Source organism: Sporocytophaga sp. (assembly GCF_017745095.1).
Lineage (GTDB): Bacteria > Bacteroidota > Bacteroidia > Cytophagales > Cytophagaceae > Sporocytophaga.
The window spans coordinates 288,281-311,948 of record NZ_JAGHZZ010000003.1; the positions used below are offsets into that span (position 1 = coordinate 288,281).

Genomic DNA, 23,668 nt, shown 5'->3' on the forward strand with positions numbered 1-23,668 from the left:
TAAGAAAGGGAAAAAAAAGATGAAAAAAAGGCAAAGAATGTTTCCTTTGCCTGACAAAAAGCTTATTAATGAATTATTTTATTGATGCAGTAGGAACAGAAACCGGTGCAGGAACAAAATCCACCTGAATATCGTGCACTTTTTCATTTCCCATTTTTTTCATATTTATTAATACTTCAGGAGTCTGCCATATTGCATTTTTATCGGTACTGGTTTTAGGCTCACCATTTTTATCAGTTAGAAAAGCCTTTAATTCATCAAAATACCGTATTTGAGATGGCTGGTCCTCCGGATACACATTAAGCTGTATCTTATTTATTTTCAAGTCTTTACCATAAAAATAAGATACTTCTGCTTCTTCAAGCTCATTTACTTCAAAAAGGTAATCAAGATAAGTATCCTCGGTAGAATCTCTTTTGGTATCAGCCTCCAAAGCAATAACCTCATCTTTAGTCATTCCAAAATTTACACCTCTGAAAACCCCGCTATCTGCTTTAAGGATTTTTACCATTTCCGTTCTCAGTGTATCTATACCAGATACAATGGTATCTGTTTGTTCTGGCTGTTCGACTGCCTGCTCCTCTGTTTGAGGTTTATCTTCTGAGCAGGAGAAAAGACAAGTAACGATCAACAATACCCCTACAATACTTCTATAATTCATTTTCTCTAAATTAAATACCCTAAATATTAATACACTGCTATATTAATAAAACTTTGCCAACCGTTAAAGTTTTTGAACGTTAATGAACTAAATCGAACAAATTTTACCATTGTAATGAAATTAACTATCTTTAACCAGTATGTGACTTTTTTAAACTCAATGAAATCAGGACGCTTTTTGTTTATTATTCTTTTATTTCTCTTCTCATGCAATGTAAAACAAGACCATGAACTGGAACCCGATTGGGACGCCCAGATTCTGGGACCACTGGTCAAAGAGGATCTCACAATTAATGAAATTCCCGACATAGACAGTTTTGCCTATGTAAAGACTTTCAAACTTGCGGATTTCGGAATTCCCAACCCTTCAATTGCAGTGAATATCCCTGCGATTCCTTCAACCAATCTCGGCCCCTTTGACCTGGACCTTACAGAAACATTCAAATCTGCAGAAGTCGAATCAGGTGAGATATATTTCGTCCTGACCAATAATCTCCAAGTGGATGTGAACTCAGGCGTAAACGTAGTTATTAGTCAACCTGGCGGAACAACACCAATATTGGTAAATCAAACCCTTAACACTGGTTTACCATCCAATGGGGGTGTCTATAGAATGACTCCTCTGAACCTGAATAACAGGCAACTTTTGCCTAACATGCAGTTGCAAATCAATAATTTTTCCACCAAAAACAGCAATGGAAAAGTTATTATAGACCCTGAAAGGTCATTTAAAATTGAAATTTATATACATAAGTTGAAGTTCAAATCAATCACACTCTCCAAGGGAAATACTTTTAATGTTGAAGAAACTGTAGATTTAAACCTTAAGGGAACAGATATCAATGCTGAATCTCTTTCCGGAAAGTTGTTTACTTTTGCCAACAATGGCATGCCACTAAAATTCAGCCTTCAGTTGTATTTCCTTGATGGCTCCTATACTGTCCTTGACTCCCTATTCAATACCGATCCTTCTATTCAGGAGCCTGTGATTGCGGGCGGAGTGACTGTGACGCCAAGAGAAACCAAAATTACAACTGAGCTTAACGAAGCCAAAGCAAATAAAATAATCAACGCGCAATTCCTTCGAATCAAATTCAATGCTGCCAATCCTCCCGATGTCATCATCAACAAGGATAATCTTTTGAAATTTCAGCTCACCGGGGATCTAAATGTTGCAATAAAAAAATAATTTTTCATGAGAAATCTTTTAACAGCACTGTTTATTTTTTCAACAGGATTATTTGCTTCGGCTCAAAATAATATGGGTACGAGGTATTGCAATTACAATGACCTTAACGCATCCAAATATTCTCCGTCTGAACTTGACCTTGGAAACAAACATGCCCAGATTGGGATCAATAGTTATGTCTGGCTAGGTAATACAGCTTTTGATTATAAGACCGCTAAAGAAATTTATCAAAAAGGATTAATACAGAATCAGGACGTCAATAAAGTTTTATCGAAACTGAATAGTGAAAACCTTTTTGGTGCAGGGCTTGACTTTCAATTGCTGGGAGTTGCAGTCCAATTTAAGACTAAGTCTGAGAAAAAATTGGCCTTTTCTCTAGGCGTAAATGAAAGATCAGGTACAAGCTTTCTATTTGGCGAAAACTTCTTAAAGCTTGCTTTAAAAGGTAACAAGCAATTTGCCGGACAACGTGTAAACCTTGGTCCTGCAAGTTTAAACATAAACTACCTTAGAGAATATGCACTCGGTGCAGCTATTCCGGTCTTTGGAAAGGAAGATGGATTTGGAATAAGAGCAGGTGTGCGGTTAAAGTATCTTACCGGCATAGGATCCATATATATGCGCCCTGCTAACGGTTCAATGTATACGGATCCGGAAGGACGCTTCATAGATTTTGATTTTAACTATAAAGTACAAACCTCCGGTATCGATAATATAAACCTATGGAACTCCAATGGCAAGGGCTATGGTGCGGATGCTGGAGTAACTGTTTTTGTAAATAAATACCTTCAATTTACCACCAGCATATTAGACATCGGAGCTGTGAAATACGATAAAGATGTTACAAGCTATGAGCGGTCAGGACAGGTGAAATATGAAGGATTGATTATAAGCAGGTTTTTCGGAAGCCAAAAATATAGCACAGATACACTTGCCCAGATTTTTGATCCGATAAAAACCAAAGGGGGATCATATAAAACTCCGCTTAGCACAAGGCTTGTTATTGAAGGAAAAATCAAAACTCCAAGAACTTCTAAAAAAGATGAGTCAACATACAATTCTAACACCATCTTCTTTACTTATATTCAGGGATTCCAGAACCTTCCCGGCTCCACAACAAAGTCTTTTTTCAGCATAGGCTACAATCATGACTTTCATAGAGTATTTAACGGTGGTGTTTTACTCTCAGCAGGGGGATATAATAAACAAGCTATTGGAGCTTTCTTCAGCTTCAAATTAGGACAAAGCTTTAAATGGGGATTTAGCTCGGACAACCTTACTGGTTTTATTTTCCCTAATCATGGAAAAGGAGCAGATATCGCAACCAATATTTCAGTTGCCTTTTAAAACACTCAGGCAACTGATCCTGGTTTTTCTTTTATTGCAAGTTGACCGCAGGCAGCATCTATGTCTTTGCCTCTGCTTCTCCTTACATTTACGGTAACACCTTTAGCTTCCAGAAATGCTCTGAATTTCTCGATCCTATCCTCCTTTGCATTCACATAATCTGCTTCAGCAATCGGATTGTATTCTATAATATTGATTTTGCAAGGTATAATTTTACTGAATTCATAAAGCTCACGAGCATCCTCAATCTGATCATTCACATCATGGAATACAATATATTCATATGTGACGCGAGTACCAGTTTTTTTGTAAAAGTATCTTAGCGCTTCCCCTAACGCTTCAAGACTATTGGTTTCGTTGATTGGCATGATCTCATTTCTCTTCACATCATTTGCAGCATGCAGAGATAATGCAAGGTTAAACTTCACCTCATCATCAGCAAGTTTTTTGATCATTTTAGCGACACCTGCAGTGGAAAGCGTTATCCTTTTGGAAGCCATATTTAAGCCTTCCGGAGAAGTAATCATTTCTATTCCCTTCAATACATTTGCATAATTGAGCAAAGGCTCACCCATGCCCATGAATACAATATTCGTTAAAGGAGTATTGTAATGTTCCTCCGCCAGTTGTCTTATCAAAACCACCTGATCATATATTTCCCCGGGCTCGAGGTTTCTCTTCCTTTCCATATAACCTGTAGCGCAGAATTTACAAGTCAGGGAACAACCTACCTGAGAAGAAACACAAGCGGTCATACGATCGTCGGCTGGGATCAAAACCCCTTCAACCAAATTGCCATCAAAAAGCCTGAAACCAACTTTGATAGTTTTATCAGAACTTACCTGTTTTTGAGCAATCGTAACCTTTTGAAATGCAAAACTTTCTTTTAACAAATCACGAGTTTTTATGGAAAGGTTGGTCATTTCATCAAAAGAAGACGCACTTTTATTCCAAATCCATTCATAAATCTGTTTTGCACGAAATCCCTTCTCTCCCTTCTCTTCCAGAAAGATTTTCAGATCCTGAATAGTTTGCTTGCGAATGTCTTTTAAAACCTGAGTATTCATAGGTGCAAAGGTACAAATAATCCCTCTAATTAATTGATCCCAGTTAAAACATATATGGACGATATAAAATTCATATCGAAATTTCAAACAGTTCTACCCAAGAATCCGTTAGAGCCATGTTTTTTCCGAGAATCGAATTGGATTTTTTCTTACTTTTGTATTACCAAATTAAGTCATATGAAAAAAGCATTACTTTTCCTCGCATTTTTATTTTGCGTATCTGCTTCATTTGCACAGGTTACGCTGGGAGTTTATTACTTCCCTTCCAAAACCGGTATTCTGACCAATAACTATGACCCTCAATATGATAGCAAAAACACATTTGCAGGTGGAGCGGGTCTTAATGTGGATTTTAGGCTTGACAGAGCTACAACATTCCAGACAGGTGTATTTTATGCCTCTCATAATCAAAAATTTACATCAGAACTTCAATTTCAACCAACTGATACCGCACGTGTATTAAGTGGAAAAAGAAGACTTGATTATATCAAAGTACCTTTATTTTTAAGAGCATCTCATAAGTTGACTAAAAAAACCGACTTCGTAGTTTATGGAGGTCCTCAATTGGGATATCTTATTAAAGGTGCCGGAGGAAACGTGATATATACAAGAAGAGAAGATGATCCTAATTTGACTAAGTTTTATGATCTGCCTCCTTCTAAAAATGATTACTATAATAAGTTTATCATAGATGCAGCCATTGGAGCGGGGCTTGATGTATATCTTAATCAGCATTTTACATTTAACACAAGTGCAAAATTTGATTTCGGTATTACCAATACCTTAAATAAGAAAGCAAAAACCAATGCGGACGTTCCGGTTACTACCTACGATAATTATAAGCAATTTTATCACAACTATACCTTCGCTCTTTTACTTGGAGTAACTTATCATTTCGGGAATGACCATTTATTGTCGCCTACAATGAGAGGTAGAAGATAGTCAAAGAAGAACTTTCATTGCAAAAGCCGGAATTCATTGATTTGAATTTCGGCTTTTGCCATTTTTACCGCAAGCAAAATCTCAAGACCGCCAAATTAAGACAAATTGTCACAATAAACATCAAAAAAATAAACCGACAAATGACATTTTTTCCTATTCTATAAATTATGCACCAATGGACAAAAGTTTGATGTTTTGGATTTAGAATAAAAGTTAGTTAACCTATGAACTTTAACAATTATACAATAAAGGCCCAGGAAGTCATTCAAAGGGCTACAGAAATCGCCGGAAGCCATCAGCAACAGGGGGTTGAATCCGGACATATCTTAAAGGCCATCCTCGAATCTGACGAGAATATGATTGCCTTTCTTTTAAAGAAACTGAATGTTAACAAAAATCTTTTTGAGACCAAACTGGAGGAGATCATCCGCTCCTACCCTAAAATGAGCGGAGGCAGTCCATTTCTTTCTAATGATGCTAATCAGGCTTTGGTAAAAGCAAGCTCTTTTTTGAAGGAATTTGGCGATCAGTATGTCGCTGTAGAACACCTTTTACTAGGTATTCTCGGCGGAAGAGATAAAACCGCCACCTTGATGAAAGATGCAGGTTTTTCAGAAAAACATCTGAAAGCCGCTATTCATGAACTTAGAGGTGGATCAAAAGTAACAGACCAAAATGCGGAAGCAAAATACAGGTCATTGGAAAGATATTCCAAAAACCTTAACGAACTGGCTAAAGCAGGTAAAATAGATCCCGTAATCGGTAGAGACGAAGAGATCAGGAGAGTACTTCAGATACTTTCAAGAAGAACTAAAAACAACCCTGTCCTTCTTGGCGAACCAGGGGTTGGTAAAACCGCAATAGTTGAAGGACTGGCGCAGAGAATCGTGAATGGTGATGTTCCTGAAAATTTGAAGTCGAAAACTGTCGTATCCCTGGACATGGGACTTCTTGTAGCAGGCGCTAAGTATAAAGGTGAGTTTGAAGAAAGGTTAAAATCTGTAATCAAGGAAGTAACTGATTCTGATGGAGAAATTGTACTCTTTATTGATGAAATCCATACACTGATCGGAGCTGGCGGAGGTGGTGAAGGTGCAATGGATGCTGCAAACCTATTGAAACCAGCTCTTGCGAGAGGAGAGCTGCACGCAATCGGAGCAACTACATTAAAGGAATATCAAAAGTATATAGAAAAAGATAAAGCACTTGAAAGAAGGTTTCAGGCTGTGATGGTGGATGAGCCGGATCTTCAGGATGCTATTTCTATATTAAGAGGTATCAAGGAAAAATATGAAGTGCATCATGGTGTGCGAATAAAAGATGATGCCATCATTGCTGCTGTAGAGCTTTCTAACAGATATATATCAGATCGCTTCCTTCCTGATAAAGCGATTGACCTTATGGATGAAGCAGCTTCAAAGCTTAGAATAGAAATTGACTCTTTGCCTGAAGAACTGGATGAGGTACAAAGAAAAATAATGCAGCTTGAAATTGAGCGCGAAGCTATACGTAGAGAGAATGATAAAGAGAAAGAAGCACAGCTTTCTAAAGATATTGCAGAGCTAACGGATAAGCGAAATGAACTGAAGGCACAATGGCAAAATGAAAAAACACTCATAGAATCCATTCAGAAGGAAAAGGAAAATATTGAGAAATATAAAAATGAAGCTGAACAGGCTGAACGTTCCGGTGACTACGGAAGAGTGGCTGAAATAAGATATGGGAAAATAAAGGAGAGCGAAAAGAATCTTCAGGACCTTCAAAAGCAAATTCAAGAAACGCAGGCGGATGGAAGCTCTATGCTGAAAGAAGAAGTGACTGCTGAAGACATTGCTGAAGTAGTAGCCAAATGGACTGGAATTCCTGTAGCAAAAATGCTACAGAGCGACCGTGAAAAACTGCTTCATCTTGAAGAAGAACTTGGAAAAAGAGTTGCAGGGCAGACAGAGGCTATCCAGGCAATATCAGATGCGGTAAGAAGGAGCCGTGCCGGTTTGCAGGATCCGAAAAGACCTATTGGTTCTTTTATTTTCTTAGGAACAACCGGTGTAGGTAAAACAGAGCTGGCCAAAGCTTTGGCAGAATTCTTATTCAACGATGAAAATGCAATGGTCAGAATTGATATGTCTGAGTATCAGGAAAGGCATTCTGTAAGCAGACTTATAGGAGCTCCTCCTGGGTATGTCGGTTATGAAGAAGGAGGACAGCTCACCGAGACAGTAAGAAGAAAGCCATACTCTGTAGTTCTGCTGGATGAAATTGAAAAAGCACATCCGGATGTATTCAATATACTGCTTCAGGTCCTTGATGATGGAAGGCTTACTGATAATAAAGGTCGTGTTGCAAATTTCAAAAACACAATTATTATCATGACTTCAAATATCGGAGCAAATCTTATTCAGGAAAACTTTGCCGAGATAAATGAATACAATGAAGAAGAAGTAGTTGAAAGAACAAAGATTGAGGTTATAGAACAGTTGAAGAAGTCAGTTCGTCCGGAGTTCCTTAACAGGGTAGATGAGATCATTATGTTCAAACCTCTTTCCAGAAAAGAAATCCGGAAAATCGTAGATATTCAATTTAAAGGTATTCAAAGAAGACTTGAAGAAAGTGGTATTAGAATAGAAGCTTCACCGGAAGTATTGGAGAAACTTGGTGAATTGGGATTTGATCCACAATTCGGAGCCAGACCGCTGAAACGTGTCCTTCAGCGTCATATCTTAAATGAGCTATCTAAAGAAATACTTGCAGGAGCTATTAAGAAAGATGAAGTTGTCGGAATTACTTTGGATGAAAACGGCAATATCCAGTTTCTGAATCTTGAATCTGTAAAACTTTAATTTGTTAAAGAATAGAAATCAAAAAGGCTGCTTACATTTTAAGCAGCCTTTTTGATTTCTATCTAATTTTTAAGAAAGATTAGGTTTACTACTGATTTGCTATCAATTTGAAACAGAAGGCCATTCTCATCCAAATCAAACCTTGGTTTAACATAAATCGTATAAAGCAAAAGCAAGATAAACCTTTGACCTATGTCAGATTTTCCACACTATTTCAGTTTGGGATTTATCAAAATAGCCTACCTGGATGTATTCGTACACATTCTTTTTATAATCGCTTTGTGTGGAATTTATACATTCAAATCGGTTCGCCTTATTGCCACTTATGCGGCTTGTTTTGTTTTGGGATACCTGATTACTTTCATTTTATCCGCATTTGGAATTATAAATGCCCCAGCAAAATTGCTCCCATTCCTTCTTCCTTTGACGACAATAATTGTTTCTGTCTCCAACTTCTTTCTTAAAAAGAACGCATTTACTAACAAATATTCCCCACATAACTACAGATATTTTCTCGCTCTAGCGGGTGGATTGCTCCATGGCCTGGATTTTCCTGCGGTTCTGGGATCAGCATTAGAATCTGATAAATTGTTTCTACCAGTTCTTGCTTTCAACATGGGAATTTTATCTGCTTTGATTTTGACAATTTCATTCTTGCTAATCACAGCATTCATTCTTACTTATTTATTAAGAGTAAATATCAGGGAGTGGAATTTAATACTATCAGGCGCTTGTGCTGGTATTTCAATTTATATTATAATGAATGCTTTTTTCTATACTCTGGTTTTGAAATAGCACAAAATAGAAAGCGTAACTGGGAAGGAATCAATTATTTTCTTTTTGTTTTCAAAACCAACTTAAAAATACAATAATCTAAGAATCAACCTAAATCTAAAAATTAAAATATACATTTTAGCCCTTTACAAGGAATTTCAGAAATCCTCATTTCCATATTTCCCATACTTTTCATTTTCTTCCTTCTTCTTATTTCTAAGACCACCATTACGGGCTGAGTTCAAAAACTGAGACCAGGCAAAAGGGTTCAGCAGACTTAAAGTAGGTTGGAAAAATCTGTTTTCCACTTTTGTAGTTTGCTGCTGCATATAATAATTGTGATTGTTTTTGCTGCTTGCTTCCTGAGTGTAAAGCATTCTTCTCATTACCTGCTCATTCAGATTTTTATGCATGTTATCATAAGAATTGTCATCCAATTTCAGTGAGAGAAAAGCTTCTTTAAATATTTTTTCTGTAGGCCATGGAAAAACTTCGACAGTGGGCAAAATGGAGGTATCTCCTAAAAGCTCGATTACGAGACTCAACTTATTTGTGTCTTTGGGAACAATAAATGACTTTTCTTTAAATCCCAGTGATTTGATTACGATACTATCCCCTCCTAAAGCGGGCATTGAGAAATAACCGAGATAGTTCGTGATGGTCCCCCTTCCGGATTTTGGAGTGTAGATAGTGACTCCAGGAATTCCATATGCACTGTCGCCACCAATTACAAGACCAGAAAGCTGAACAATATTTTTCCCATTTTGCCCCTGTGAAATAAGGGAATAGGATACAAAAAGCAGGATAAATAAAATTCTTCTCATAATTCAAGACACTAAAGGTAACGGAATTTTGCCTGAATAATTATTGCCTAAGGGGAAAATTATCGAACGTTACCCTGCCAACTAACTCTGCTCTTCCAGTATAAATGCGGCAAAGATACAAATAATCGTAGCACAAATCCCGATAACGCCAAGAACATCAAAATTGCATAGCAGGTTTTCCTCAGTGTAAATTATTTTACCGCTTATAGCTGTTGCGGCGCTTCCTGCCAATAGTTGAATAGAAGAATTAATTGTGATAAACCGGCCTCGGTGTTCGCTGGGGAATAGTGAATTTACGAGAGTAAGACCAGACATTTGTCTTGCAGTGGAAAGACACCAGAAAAGAGTGGTCACTAGCAAGGTTGCATTTTTTTCTGTAAACGGAAAAGTAGTTAGCAACAATAAAGGAATTATTGAAACAAAATTAAGAAGCAGAAACACATTCTGTTTCCCAAATTTATCTATAAGATACCCCACAATTGGATTTACAAACAAAGCTGCAAGCCCCCCATAGAAGAACATTAATGCTATTTCTTCTGTAGAAAAATAAAAATTTGTAGAAACAAATGCACTCAGAAACGGCAAAATTGTAGCTCCTCCTGCAAAAGTCAACAAAGACATAAAGATTACCGGCCAAATAAAATTTGCGCTTAATACAACAGATCTTAACTTTCCTGAAACATTTGATCTTGTAATCGTGGATGACTTCTGAGTTTTAGGAAGAAAGAAATATGTAAGAATAATAACTATAAAGTTAATGCACAAAAGCACCATGAAAGGGAATTTCCATCCATAATGATCCGAGAAATATACTGCAGCTGGCACGCCTGCAATTGTAGCCATGCCATTAGCAATCATTACAAAGCTAGTTGCAACACCGAGTTTTTTCAATGAAAATTTCTCTCCAAGATAGATCATCACTAGCGAAGACATTACCCCCCCGAAAGCTCCTGTAAACATCCTTGCCAACATGAAGAAATAATATGTATTCGCGATATAACTTAATATTGATCCTGTTAGGAAATAAAACAAACAAAACAACAAAGCCTGTTTCCTGTCAAACCGATCTATAAAAAATGAAGAAAAGAAGCCTGCGATTGCAGCAGTCAGTGTATATGCGGAAATGATCAAACCGTATTCATCCGGACGAATCTGAAATGATTTCATGATTTCAGGACCAAGGGGCAAAATCACTATGTAGTCTATTACAAAAGTGAATTGAATACACGCCAAAAGGAAGATTAGCGCAATTTCCTTGAGAGTCGTAGAACTCTCATCTTTAGTTGAAAAATCATTTAATGCTACTGGAGAAGACATACTTCAAATTTACATTCAACATTTACGATAAAATGAGGTGATGAGTTAACAGAATTACCCTAATAGATCTCGTCCTTTTTCCTTTTTCTTAATTGAATCCTGTTAACCTTTTCCGGAACAAAAGTACTCATCCAGATATACCTATCTTCGGACTTTAAAAATAAAGAATATCTACCTGATTCCCACGCATTAAATTTAAATTTACCATCTTTATCCGTCTTTATTATTTCTTCTTCCCCGGTAAGTTCATTGGACAAGATTAAAGAATCCTTAGAAGATGGATGATCCAGTGTATCAAGCAATATACCTTCACAATCCTTGTATTTCAAAGGGGCAAGCTCAAGGGTAATGTAAGTCAACACTGAACCCTTTCGTTTTCGTTGAACTGGTTCAAGCTTATATATGCCCTTCACTCCTTTATATTCAGCATAAAAAATATTGGTGGTATCCTTATTAATTTCACACGAGAATTCTCCCATATTATTTGTCTTTATAACTTCAACAGAATCATTGGAAAAATCAAAGACTTTCACCATACAATTCTTTACCATTGAAGTATCTTTTATCACTCGCCCCTTAACAAAGGATTTTTTAACCTTCTCCATTGTTATTTTATTTCTTACAAGATTCTCATACCTCGAAGAAAAATAAAGTTCCGTTTGCGATACCTTATAATCATCCTTTACAGCCTCCACCATATAATGCCTCCCGGGCATGAGGTAGCAAGAGAATGTCCCCTTATTAGAACTCTTAACAACCCATTCAACTTTTCCGGTTTCTGTATCAGAAATTTTTATAGTTACTCCTTTTAAAGGAAGAGCTTTTAGTTTATCAAGCATTACGCCTTCATATTTTATCTTATGAATAATAATCCTGTATATATCATCTCCTCCTGATTTTTTCCTGTTACTGGAGAAAAATCCTGTAGAAGTATTATCAGTAAGTATAAGGGAAAAGTCGTCTTTTGAGCTATTTAAAGGGGCTCCAAGGTTTATAGGTTTGGAGGCATGATGCTTCAAATCAACAAAAAATAGATCAAGTCCTCCGATGCCTGGCAATCCATTAGATGAAAAATACAAGCAACTATCCTTTGACACAAAAGGAAACATTTCATTTCCTGAGGTATTGATGGCTGTACCCATATTTTCTGGCATCATCCATGCTCCATTATGGAAGATACTTCTGTAAATATCAGTTCCTCCGTAGCCTCCAGGCATGTCTGACACAAAATAAAGGCAACTTGTATTTTTATCAAAGAAAGGATGACTTACTGAATAGCTTGGATTATTAAATGGTAGACCTTCAGGTTTAGTCCATTTTCCATTCTGATCCTTTTCAGCATAAAACAATTGTAGTCGCTTAGTATCTTTTCCAACTGCCTTTTCATTTTTGGAAAAGACAGCTCTTCTTCCATTTTCAAAAAATGTAATCGGACCTTCGTTTAGACCGGTATTAAAGTCTGTAAATTTTTGCAGCTTCCCAAATCCCGAATCGCCTGCAAATTCAACATAGTACAAATCAAGAAAGTTACCCTGATCGGCTGCATCAACATTCTTTACAAGCTCAATAGTTTTTCTGTTAGAGACAAACACAAGACCTTTCTGATAAAATGATGGGCAATATTCTGATGCATTTGAATTTATAGGAAGTTCCTTTACACTGTAAAATAAAGAATCTCTAAAGAAAGTATCATAAGCATCAAGGCCTCTCCTTTTGGATTCAGCTATTGCCCTCTTACTCAGACTTTCTTTACTATACAGATCATACCAAATTTTTGCCTCATCCTTTTTTCCATTGATTACCAATGCTTCTGCAAGATGCAGCTTGTAATCGGCTAGGTTAATAATGGCGTTATTTCTTTTAAACCCTTCTTTATACCAAAATTCAGCATCAGTAGTATTGTTAAGTTTCCAATAACACTCGCCTATCTTAAATCTAATATCAGCATTTCCAGTGTCCTTCTTAGCAATACGCTGAAACATCTCTCCGGCTTTTAAATAAGCTTGCTTCGCATAAAGATCTTCTGCCAGCTTCAGGTCATTTTTAAAGTGTGCAACTATGTTTTTGTCCTGACTATAAAGGAGTGATGTTTTTGATAGCAATACAACAGCAACAATCAACTTCAGAAAAGCCTTCATCATTAAAAATATCTTGGTGTAACGACTTTAGTTTTTGTATATGAAAAAAGATAACTAATCATAATTTCATGTGAGCCAGTGTTAAATCCGGACAATTTGGAAAGGCTATGATCATAAGAGTACCCGAAGCTAAGCTGGTCATTAGCATAAACCTGAGCCAGGAATATTAACGAAGTTTTACTTCTGTATGAAACCCCAAGCCAAAGAAATTCCTTGTAAAGAAAATTAGCATTATAATCTATCTGAACAGGAGCGCCTTCTATATATTTTATAAGTGTACTAGGTTTAAACTTCAGGTTCTCATTGATGTCAGTAACATAACCTGCTGTAAAAAAGTAATGATTCTTTAATTCCATTCGATTGGCGACATATTTTGAAGCGAGGAAATTGCTTGCCAAATAGGGAACAGAAGCACCGGCATAAAACTTTTTTGAATTGTAGTAAATTCCAGCTCCAAATCCAGGAGTAATTGTATTATAATCTTCCTGCTGCAAAGTGGGGTCATTAGCCGCTTTGTAAGTCAGATCGCTGTATCTTGCAAGATAATTGGAAGCCCCGGCCTGTAGACCAAATGCCAAAGTTGATCCTGAAGTAAAATGTAACCTATAAGCATAAACTACATTTAATGTAGTTTGTGTAAAAACAGAGATATGATCATTGGTAATCAATGCCCCCAACGCCATCTTTTCTTTGCGTATAGGTGCATGTGCTGAAAATGTAAGTGTCGAAGGTGCTCCTTCAACTCCACTCCATTGTTTTCTTCCTGTAGCAGTAAAGTTTAAAGCTTCACTGGAGCCGGCATATGCCGGATTAATCGCAAGCCCATTAAACATGTATTGCGAATACAACGTAGCCTGCTGGGCTTTGGTTACCCAAGACATCAAAATTAAACTTACCAGTAATATACTTGACCTGACCACGTGTACTTAACTTAATTCTTTATCTTTTTATAACGACATATCCAGTTGAAGGCTTTTTGCCTTTTCCCCAATCCAGATTATAGAAATAGGTGCCATCTGGCAATGTGTTATCATTTCCAAGAAGCATACCCGTGTTTGCTGTACCTTTCCATACTTTAATGTTATTATCATATCCGTTTGCCTCATAAACAAGATTCCCCCAACGATTGAAAATATGGACTTTGTTATCCGGGTAAGCCTCAATACCGTCAATAAACCAGGAATCATTGATACCATCTCCGTTAGGCGAAAAGGAAGTGTATATCTTCATTTTCAAAAACTCCCCAAGGTAATATGCTTCTGAAGTTCTTTCCGGACACGTTCCTGATTTCACAACTGCTCTGTAAAAATTATCAATTGACCTTATTGAAAATTTGTATAAAGAATCTGTGCTTACCATTGGTGCATATGTAATTCCATCATTGCTGGACTCCCAACGTACTATATCTCCTGTATAATCTTCAAGCTTAAGCACACCTCCAGAAGCAGTGCTGTCTTCTAATAGCAATGTACCACCTATTGTCATAGGAGAATTATCAACAGATAAGATAAATGCATCTGAAGTATCTGCAGGACAATTACCATTTTGCACAATTATTTTATATCCGGTAGGAGTTGAAATGTTGTTATACTCCAATTCCTTTTCTCCGGAATTTTTTGCAGATGCTGTTATAAAATTATTTCCTGAAACCAGCCACGATTTAACAGTTCCTTCAACTCCAACTGCTGTAATAGTACCAGAATTGGTCCCATTACATACTACTGTTGCTGGTGATTCCAGCGTACCTGCTATACTAGCCGGATTAACTATGGCTTTGACTTCAACCTTAGGACTTTCACAATTCTCATCAAAAGAAGAAACGAAATAGGAAGTACTCGCAATCAGATTACCTAAATCAAACTCTTTACCTGTGCTAATTATTTCCTGACTATTAGTTCCATACCAGTTAAAAAGTCCTGTGGATCCAGAGGCCTGTAGTTTTACCTCGCCGGCTCCGCATCTTGATACATCAGCAGTAAAAGGAACAGCTGGGATAGTATCTACTTTTACAGTTACAGGTACACGTTCGCTCTTGCATCCGTCCAAACCAACAGCTACGTTCATGGTCATAGTCGCATTTGCATTGATTTGATATTCTGCACCGGAATACTTGACTTCACTTGAATCCGGAACGAACCACAAATATTCTCCATCTGTAGGAGCTCCGGAAGCTACCAATGTGACAGTTTGCGCCCCGCAGATTTTTAGATCTTCCGTTAGAGGAACTTCCGGCTTGATTTTTATAACTGCCTTCACTGCAACCCTGGTTGCGTTTTCGCACCCCTGAGACTCTGATGTAACATAATATGTAGTATCCTTTTCAAGATAGGAAGTCACAATTACTTCTCCTGTACCAGCACTTAGCCCTCCTTCACTTGCTTTGTACCATAAAAGGTTCCCTGTGTCCCCAGTGGCATTGAGTGTTACCCTTCCAGGACCACAGCTGAATCCATTTTCTGGAACCGGAAGTTGAGGGAATGGTTTTACAATAGCTAAAACATCGGTTTTCTCAGAGCTTTCGCATCCATTAAAATAGGAAGCAACTGCAAATACCGAATTCTTTGTTATATTAATTACTAAAGTATCATTATGCTCATTTACAAGTTCTATTCCTCCATTATACCAAATGAATGAATCTGCTCCTGATGCAATTGCCCTTAATTCAACGTTACCACCTCCGCAAATCGTATCATTTATAGTAACTGGTTTGTCAGGTAGAGATTTTACTATAGCAGTAACAATAGTTCTGGTTGAACTAGAACATCCCTCCGTTTCCGAAGAAACGTAATAAGAAGTGGTAACTGGTAAATTAGTAATACTAAACGTCTTACCTTCATTAATCGATATTGAACTTGTATCTGAACTATACCACTTAAAGTTTTCTGCAATACCTTCCGCTTTTAAAATCATCGCCCTTGTATTAATGCATGCGGAATCTGAAATCGTTATCGGTGCTTCAGGCAAGGGCTTCACATATGCTGTTACTTCTGTTTTATCACTTTCACAACCAATAACATCCACAGAGCTCACATAAAATTTAGTAGTAGCAGTTATAGAAGGAGTCTTATAATCTGCAAGAGTAGTATCAACAGGAATATCAGTATCTGAATTACCAGTATACCAGTAATACTTATCCGGAGAATTTTTAGCCGAAAGAAGGACACTGCCTTTTTCACACACGGAGTTCTCTACCCCTTCTGGTTTTAATGGTAAGGGATTAATAGTTACATCTACTTTCGTCTTTTCCTGACTTTCACATCCCTTTGCAATAGAGGTAACATAGTATGATCTATTTTCCGTTACCGAATTTACTTCCAGCGTATCATTGTGATTTGCAAAAGGACTTCCATTTTCTGTTTCATACCATTTATATTCATCAAAACCTGAAGCTGAAAGGATTACTGGACCAGGCCCACATCTTTCGCTTCCTATAGCTACAGGTTTAATAGGGCTAGGATTTACAAGTGCTAACACCGGAGTTCTGCTACTTTTACATCCCTTGTTATCCAGAGAAGCTACATAATAGGTGTATGTAGAACTTAAATTTACAGTTAAAGAATTGCCGGATCCCAGAGAGTCGTTACCAGCTAAAGATGCATACCATATAAAGTCTTCGAAATTACCACTAGCCTTTAGTATTAAAGTGGTCTCACTATCACAAATTGTATCACCTACAGTTAATGGCTCATCTGGTAAAGGATTTACCAATGCTGTAACAGGTACACGCTCACTTTTGCAATTGTCCTTTTCTGCCAAAACATAAAAAAGTTTGGAAGCAGATAAAGAATCGGTGAGATAATCAGGGCTATTTTTAAGTTCTACTGTACTCGTTTCAGTTTCATACCAATAATAGCTACCAACAGAGCCTGAGGCGGATAAAGCCACCTTTCCCCCTCCACATACGGGGGATACATTAGTTTGAGGAGCAGGAGGAATGGAGTTCAGCGTGACAGTGAGAGGAGTTTTTACTTCACTTGCACATCCGTTAAGACTCGATTCCACATAAAATGTGGTAGTCTGGGAAATACTATTAATTGTAATAGACTGATTCTCTTCCAATAAAACGTCCTGACCATTGTACCATTTGTAAGACTCCGGAGATCCGGAAGCAGAAAGTGTCATGCTTCCAGCAACACACGTCGCTGTATCTTTAGTTGTTGGAGCAGGCGGCAAGGGTTTAATGAATGCCTGCACCAGCGTTTTGGAACTTGCACATCCTGCGCTATCGGAAACGACATAAAATACAGAGTCCGATTTTACATTCAGAGCTTTGTAGATTTGTTCATTACCCAGTAAAGAGTCTTTACTGGTATACCATAAATAATTTTGAGAAAGACCGGATGCTGAAAGATCTATTGGACCTGGTCCGCAGCGATATTTAGGAACCGAAACAGGAGCCTCCGGATTTTTAGTAAAAGAAACTGTTACTTTTGCCCTTTCTTGACTTTCGCATTTCTGACTACTAATAGAAGAGACATAATAAGAAACAGTTGAAGAAATTGATGATAAAAATTTATCTCCCTCATTCACAGCCATTGAACTATCATCATCTTCTTTATTATACCAACGATAAGTATCTGGGCTTCCTGAAGCGATAAGAGTTACACTATGCACACCACAGATGCTTGTATCCTTTACTGTAGGAATTGGAGGAACTGGGTTTATAGTAACAAATACAGGTTTCTTAATACTTTCACAACCATTTACTATAGATGAAACATAGAATATAGAATCTGAATCTATAATTCCTGTGGGCAACTCCTGCTGATTTCCTATTTCATTATTTCCGGTATCATACCATTTAAATGTTCCTGCAGAAGCTGATGCTATAAGTTTCACTGATCCAGGGCCACAATTAGCCGTATCTTTAGCAGTTGGTTCATCAGGAATATCCAAAATAAGAGCTTGAACCTGTGTTCTGTCGCTGCTTTCACATCCCTTATCACTCACAGCACTAACGAAAAAATTTTGAGTAGCACTAATATCCTGCGCTGTAAAAACTGCTCCGGAATCAAGCTTTATCGCTGATAACGCATCAGAATACCAGTAATAATCAGAAGCTCCGGAAGCCAGTAAATCCAAATCTCCTCTTCCACAGCTAGAGTCACCTACTGCAATAGGCTTGGACGGTATCGGATTGATAGTTGCCAATACGCCTACCCTACTACTCTGACATCCATTCTCCTGTGAAGCAACATAATAAGTTTGATTCGCACTGAGATTTTTCGCAGCATAGCTTTCTAAACTGTCCAGTGCAGAACCTCCATTTTCAGATGTATACCATTTATATTTATTTTCTAATGATCCTGTTGCAGATAGAACAACATCTCCAGGACCACACCTTGAACCATCAATAGGAGTAGGTTCTCCCGGAATTGCTTTAATAGTTGCAGTAACCTCTGTTTTGGCTGCACTATAGCAACCAAGATTACTTTTTGCAAGAACATAAAAATGAGTGGTAGTAGACAAGGACTGAGTTTTATATTTAGCACCGCTAAACAAAGAATCACCATTTACATCTTTTGAATACCAAATAAATTCATTTGCCCCTCCAGAAGCTTCAAGATCAACTGTTCCCGGCCCGCAATTAGAGCCGTCTTTTACAGTTGGTGAAGAAGGGAGTTGGTTTATGATCGCATTTATTTTTGTTCTTCCATCACTTTCACAGCCATAAATATTTACAGATGACACATAATATTTAGTATTCGTTAAAATCGAGTCGGTAGTATAAGTTGGCAAGATTCCCTGAACAACAGTGCTTATAGAGTCAAGATACCATTTGAATGTCGAATTAGGCAAAGATGCAGAGAGCACTATACTTCCCGGTCCGCATCTTTCCCTATCAATTGCAGAAGGCAGAGAAGGTTTTGGAAGGATATTTGCAAAGACATCAACTCTATTGCTCTGGCAGCCATCTTCCTGAGAGGCTACATAATAAGTCTGGCTATTGGTTAAATTTTTGGCCGTAAATATTTCCAGGCTGTCAATTGGAGAACCGCCAATTTCAGAAGTATACCACTTATATTTATTTTCCGATGAGCCTTTTGCAGAAAGAACAACATCTCCCGGACCACATCTTGAGCTATCGGTAGTAGTTGGTTCTACAGGAATTGCTTTAATCGTTGCCGTCACTTTTGTTTTATTTGTACTTAAGCAGCCAAGACTACTTTTGCCAAGAACATAAAAATCCGTAGTACTAATAAGTGACTTTGTTTTATATTTAGTACCAGTAAATAATGAGTCTCCATTTACTGCTTCTGAATACCAAATAAATTCATTTGCGGATCCGGAAGCTTCAAGGTCGACTGGTCCCGGACCACAGTTATAACCATCTTTTACAGATGGTGAAGAAGGAAGCGGATTTATAATAGCGTTAATCTTTGTTCTTCCATTACTTTCGCAGCCATCTGTGCTAAAAGATGCAACATAATATTTAGTATTCGTTAAAATCGAATCCGTATTATAAGTTGATAAATTTCCCTTAACAGAAGTACTTGTAGAATCAAGATACCATTTGAATGAAGTCGTAGAAGCTGAAGCTACAAGTGTAACTCTTCCTGGACCGCACCTAGCCACATCACTTCCGGTTGGCAATGCCGGTTGAGGAAATATAGTTGCAACTACAGGAATTCTGCTGCTCATGCAACTTAGAGAATCCGAAGAAACATAATAGGTAGTAGTTGAACTTATGTTAGGAGTATATGAGGCTAAACTTGAAAGAATTGCCAGATCCGTATTATCTTTATACCACTTATAACTACCGGTCACTCCTGATACGGAAAGATTCACTGGCCCTGGTCCACAATGTGTTCCATTTACAGCTATAGGCAATGCCGGAATCTTTTTTACTTTTGCCAAAACTTCTGTCCTGCTTCCACTTTCACAACCTTCAGGGCTCATTGCACTTACATAAAAGGGGGTAGTGGCCGTTAAACTCGGAGTAGTATAGGAAGCTGTAGTTGTCTCAACAGTTGCTGTTCCAGATGTTTTATACCATTTATAACCTGATGTCGAACCTGTAGCTTTTAAAGTGACAGGTCCACCTCCGCAAATTGAATCCGGAATCCCAATCGGGCTTGAAGGACGTGTATAAAGATTTGCGGTTACCTTAAGTCTTCCACTCTCGCAACCAGAAGCCGAAGCTGCAACATAGTAAGTTTTAGTTGCGGTAAGATTAGGAATAACAAAATTGGAACCATAAGATACAGGGCTTCCTTCCGAAGAAACATCATACCATATATAGCCTCCAGTAGAACCACCTGCCGATAATATAATCTCTCCGGGGTCACAAATGAATTTATCCGTTGCTACCGGTATCACAGGGGAGTTGGTTATACTTACATTCACGACTGTTCTTGGAGTACTTTCACATCCGTTGCCATCACGTGAAGTAACATAATATTGTCTGTTGGCTTTTATTTTAGTAAGTGTTGTATAAGAAGGTCCCCCTGCAAAGGATGTTGCAGTTACATTATCGTCATACCATCTGTAATCACTAATACCTGCAGGACCAGTAGCTGTAAGTGTTACAATTGCCGAGTCACAAAGCGGACTTGGAGAAAATGTCGTAGTGGTTGGCTGGGCCGGCAAAGCATTTACAATAACATTAATAGGTAGAGATGTCGCAGTACAACCGGCGGAAGTAGTAGCCGTAACGGTATAGGTTCCTGAAGTTGTAACAGTGATAGCATTAGTTGTCTGCCCCCCCGGAGCCCAGACGTTGGTAGTTGGATACTCGGATGTAAGTGTAACTGATTTACCTTGGCAAAAGGTTGTAGCACCAATTACTGTTACTGTGGGTTTCGGGCAAGAAAGGAGGGTAAATATACCAAATGATGACACTGCGGAGGAATTCTCAACAAATCCTGCGGATGCATTTCCACTAGTGTTTGGCCCCCCTCTTCCAAGGTCAATCCATTGAGCTTGCCAATTAGTTACTTTATATGTAGCATATTCAGAGACACCGCAACTTGTTGAAGAATAAGATAACTTCACTCTAGTAGAGTTTGAGCCTGCATCTCTATTTAAAGTCCAATATTCGCATTGACTTACGTCAAATAGTAGACCTGATGCTTTTGTGGTGAAACTATATGTTGGTTGAGGGGCTGGCCCTTTAATATATTCTGCAGTAAATGTACTTCCGGTAGTTGTCGGGGAAATCCCCAGTGGCCTGTATCTACTACTATCACCAATCGGAAAATCAAATGTTCCTGCATTGATTTTCTGAACAGGACCATCAACAAAACTAGCGTCAGAAGCTCCGGAAACGGTTGCACTTGGTCCGACTACCATTTTGTTTGTTGAAGTAGAAATAAAATATCCTTTTGTGAAAGAAAGTAAATTATTTACACGCACGGTGGTAAGTAAAGTATCCCTTCCCTCTTTATTTATTCCAAGATTGTTGAATGTTTCAGGACTTGATGCTGTACATTGAGTACACTTGATCTGATTTTTTCCGCTACCGGTAAAAAAGACTGTACTTGAACCTTCATTAAAACCTACAGCAGGAGGCGTACTAGTATTGTTCCAGTCCTTCGCTACGTGGATAGTGGACGTCATAGCATTTACCAAACTATTGGTATTCAGATTAAAATTTCCATCGATTTTTATTTTTGCTGAATTAAAATCTGCATTTGAAGACGCGGTGCAACCAGAACAACCAATATCAATATCTTCCCTTACAATTAAACTATCACTGTTGTCTATTATATATGAAACACCATTTCCGGGAATCCGATTGCCATTAATTTTCAGATTACGACAGGTAACTTTACCCTGTTGTTTAATTTGAGTTCCATTTGCCTGCGCCATAATAGAACAGTTGTAATTATACCCAGGAAGATCCTGTGCTTGTGCTCCATTAAAAATCAGATGAGAAAGAGTAATCACACTTCCGTTTGTGATAGACAATGGATTACTATCATATAAATAAATATTTCTTAAAGGAGCGTCCAGTGTTCCTCCATTAAATGTTAAAAGCCTGCCCACTCCAAAACCACTGGTCAATTTAATCGTATTTTCAGGCGAAGCAATACTGAGATTATAAAACCTTCTATAAGAAGTATCGGCGGCAGCATTTGTTCGGATTGTTGCGCTACTTGTTATCACAACCGTTCCTTGCCTATAAAGAAAGTGATCTGTTGCTTCATTGTTATTATCAAAAAAAGCATGACCACTAAGATTGCTGCCTGTCAAAGTCATGGTACGACCATCGTTTACATCGCCTGTAGAACTTACATCAAATGTTTTACCAGCATCAATATATAAGCTGAGAAGTCGAAAATTTCCAGAACTGGAAGGTCTAAGAGTTATATTCACACCGCTTGGTCCTGAAACTTTAAAATTCGGAAGAGTATCATTGGGAAATGGAGTAAATGTATAAGATTCAGCTACTGAGGATGTGGTCGTTCCGAATTGAACTGTTCCTCCTGATGAATTAACAGTTCCATTAGTACCGCATACAGCAAAGTCGGATCTGTTTAGTCCATTATTATGTCTTCCAATAGATATAATTCCTCCTGACATACTAAATGAACTGTTAGCAACATCAGTAATTCTGAAAGTTTCCCTAGTTGGTCGAGAGGAACCTGTATTTAAAGTTACCGTTCCTCCAGTCATGTCAAATTGGAAACGAGAAGTATTATCATCAGCAAAGGAATTTATCCCTTGAAATGAATTTAAAAATCCTCCTGTAATATTAATATATGGAATATTTACAGATTGCCTATATCTCAAACTATTAGGAGAGTTACCATTTGTATTCCCAACATTAACAATCCCCCCCGTAATTTCTAGTCCACCTTCAAGCACAAGTTCGTTTCCGCTAGGAGCAATATTTAAAGTACCATTTCCGACTCTAACAATAGTATTGGTATTAATAGTAAAATTTCCGGATCCGGGAAGATTCAAAGTCTGGGCGTTATTATGAAAGTAGGTTCCCTTAGTAAGTGTCCAGGCTCCTGAATTAAAGTTTGTAAAAAACTCAGGAGCCTGAACTTCAAAGGCTACATCTTTTGTATCCTTGTTCATTACAATACTATATAGATTCCAAACCCCGCCGCCAGATACTACTGTATTAGTATTACCATTGAAATGCATAACGACATTGCTTGTAGTACTCTTCCAGAAATCAACCGATCCATTATTGGTAAATGATCCTGCAACTTTAAGTATATGTTGTAAAGTCCCCGCTACCACCTGAAAAGTTCCTCCGGAATTTACAATTAGATTTCCGTAAACTGTCAAATCACTGGCTGTAGATGCTGCAAAACTCAGATTTCCCCCATTATTTATCGTAAGATTATTTACAGTAACCGTTGAATTGAGGATAACTGCAGCACAAATAAATACATTGTCGGTAGACTGGGGAATTGAGGAAGCTGTCATTGAACCACCACAAGCATCGGTTACCCAATTTGAAGGAGTTTCCCAATTCCCTCCCGAAACAAAATAAAAGTTTGCCCCTCTTGCGTTGGAAACAAGAAAAAAGAAAATAAGAAATGCCAGACCGACTGGCTTCGATATTTTAGTACATACCAAAGCTTTCATGCTTGTATGATTATTTTCCAAT

Annotated in this window: 12 protein-coding genes; 5 read left to right on the forward strand and 7 right to left on the reverse strand. The window is 37.8% G+C overall.

Features of this window, described 5'->3' with window-relative positions; all coding sequences use genetic code 11:
• Positions 1-73: 73 nt before the first annotated feature.
• On the reverse strand, positions 74-661 hold the full coding sequence (locus J7604_RS06435; RefSeq protein WP_293892836.1) for a hypothetical protein: 588 nt from the start codon (positions 659-661) through the stop codon (positions 74-76).
• 114 nt (positions 662-775) lie between these two features.
• On the opposite strand from J7604_RS06435, the gene J7604_RS06440 reads away from it, so the two are divergent.
• Both J7604_RS06440 and J7604_RS06445 read left to right on the forward strand, forming a co-directional pair.
• Positions 776-1,849 carry a hypothetical protein gene (locus J7604_RS06440; protein ID WP_293892839.1) on the forward strand — a complete coding sequence of 358 codons (1,074 nt, stop codon included), beginning with the start codon at positions 776-778 and terminating at the stop codon, positions 1,847-1,849.
• Positions 1,850-1,855: 6 nt separating this feature from the next.
• Positions 1,856-3,196: a DUF5723 family protein gene (locus J7604_RS06445; protein WP_293892842.1), complete on the forward strand. Its 1,341-nt coding sequence runs from the start codon at positions 1,856-1,858 to the stop codon at positions 3,194-3,196.
• A gap of 5 nt (positions 3,197-3,201) precedes the next feature.
• Here the strand turns inward: J7604_RS06445 and rlmN are convergent, their stop codons facing one another.
• Positions 3,202-4,263, reverse strand: coding sequence for a 23S rRNA (adenine(2503)-C(2))-methyltransferase RlmN (gene rlmN, locus J7604_RS06450; RefSeq protein WP_293892845.1), 1,062 nt, complete (start codon positions 4,261-4,263; stop codon positions 3,202-3,204).
• A gap of 177 nt (positions 4,264-4,440) precedes the next feature.
• Between rlmN and J7604_RS06455 the strand changes: the two genes are divergently transcribed.
• The 3 genes from J7604_RS06455 (at position 4,441) to J7604_RS06465 (ending at position 8,840) form a co-directional block, all read left to right on the forward strand.
• Positions 4,441-5,205, forward strand: a complete 765-nt coding sequence (locus tag J7604_RS06455; RefSeq protein ID WP_293892848.1) for a porin family protein — start codon at positions 4,441-4,443, stop codon at positions 5,203-5,205.
• A gap of 224 nt (positions 5,206-5,429) precedes the next feature.
• Entirely contained in the window at positions 5,430-8,045 is a 2,616-nt protein-coding gene (clpB, locus tag J7604_RS06460) for an ATP-dependent chaperone ClpB (RefSeq protein WP_293892851.1), read from the forward strand.
• Positions 8,046-8,237: 192 nt separating this feature from the next.
• Positions 8,238-8,840 (forward strand): HupE/UreJ family protein, encoded by a 603-nt coding sequence (locus J7604_RS06465; protein ID WP_293892854.1) that lies wholly within the window; start codon positions 8,238-8,240, stop codon positions 8,838-8,840.
• Between the two features lie 137 nt (positions 8,841-8,977).
• Here J7604_RS06465 and J7604_RS06470 read toward each other — a convergent pair whose 3' ends face one another.
• The 5 genes from J7604_RS06470 to J7604_RS06490 form a co-directional block, all read right to left on the reverse strand.
• Positions 8,978-9,643, reverse strand: coding sequence for a carboxypeptidase-like regulatory domain-containing protein (locus J7604_RS06470; protein WP_293892857.1), 666 nt, complete (start codon positions 9,641-9,643; stop codon positions 8,978-8,980).
• Between the two features lie 81 nt (positions 9,644-9,724).
• The gene (locus J7604_RS06475; protein ID WP_293892860.1) at positions 9,725-10,960 is read right to left on the reverse strand and encodes an MFS transporter; all 1,236 of its coding nucleotides are present in this window, start codon (positions 10,958-10,960) and stop codon (positions 9,725-9,727) included.
• 59 nt (positions 10,961-11,019) lie between these two features.
• On the reverse strand, positions 11,020-13,101 hold the full coding sequence (locus J7604_RS06480; protein WP_293892863.1) for a hypothetical protein: 2,082 nt from the start codon (positions 13,099-13,101) through the stop codon (positions 11,020-11,022).
• The gene (locus J7604_RS06485; RefSeq protein WP_293892866.1) at positions 13,101-14,018 is read right to left on the reverse strand and encodes a type IX secretion system membrane protein PorP/SprF; all 918 of its coding nucleotides are present in this window, start codon (positions 14,016-14,018) and stop codon (positions 13,101-13,103) included. The genes J7604_RS06480 and J7604_RS06485 overlap by 1 nt, the downstream gene beginning before the upstream one ends.
• A gap of 19 nt (positions 14,019-14,037) precedes the next feature.
• On the reverse strand, positions 14,038-23,646 hold the full coding sequence (locus J7604_RS06490; protein WP_293892869.1) for a gliding motility-associated C-terminal domain-containing protein: 9,609 nt from the start codon (positions 23,644-23,646) through the stop codon (positions 14,038-14,040).
• Positions 23,647-23,668 lie beyond the last annotated feature (22 nt).

Bases quoted from the DNA above. Each gene is read 5' to 3' on its own strand.
- J7604_RS06435 (WP_293892836.1), bottom strand. From the start codon at position 661: ATGAATTATAGAAGTATTGTAGGGGTATTGTTGATCGTTACTTGTCTT.
- J7604_RS06440 (WP_293892839.1), top strand. From the start codon at position 776: ATGAAATTAACTATCTTTAACCAGTATGTGACTTTTTTAAACTCAATG.
- J7604_RS06445 (WP_293892842.1), top strand. From the start codon at position 1,856: ATGAGAAATCTTTTAACAGCACTGTTTATTTTTTCAACAGGATTATTT.
- rlmN (WP_293892845.1), bottom strand. From the start codon at position 4,263: ATGAATACTCAGGTTTTAAAAGACATTCGCAAGCAAACTATTCAGGAT.
- J7604_RS06455 (WP_293892848.1), top strand. From the start codon at position 4,441: ATGAAAAAAGCATTACTTTTCCTCGCATTTTTATTTTGCGTATCTGCT.
- clpB (WP_293892851.1), top strand. From the start codon at position 5,430: ATGAACTTTAACAATTATACAATAAAGGCCCAGGAAGTCATTCAAAGG.
- J7604_RS06465 (WP_293892854.1), top strand. From the start codon at position 8,238: ATGTCAGATTTTCCACACTATTTCAGTTTGGGATTTATCAAAATAGCC.
- J7604_RS06470 (WP_293892857.1), bottom strand. From the start codon at position 9,643: ATGAGAAGAATTTTATTTATCCTGCTTTTTGTATCCTATTCCCTTATT.
- J7604_RS06475 (WP_293892860.1), bottom strand. From the start codon at position 10,960: ATGTCTTCTCCAGTAGCATTAAATGATTTTTCAACTAAAGATGAGAGT.
- J7604_RS06480 (WP_293892863.1), bottom strand. From the start codon at position 13,101: ATGATGAAGGCTTTTCTGAAGTTGATTGTTGCTGTTGTATTGCTATCA.
- J7604_RS06490 (WP_293892869.1), bottom strand. From the start codon at position 23,646: ATGAAAGCTTTGGTATGTACTAAAATATCGAAGCCAGTCGGTCTGGCA.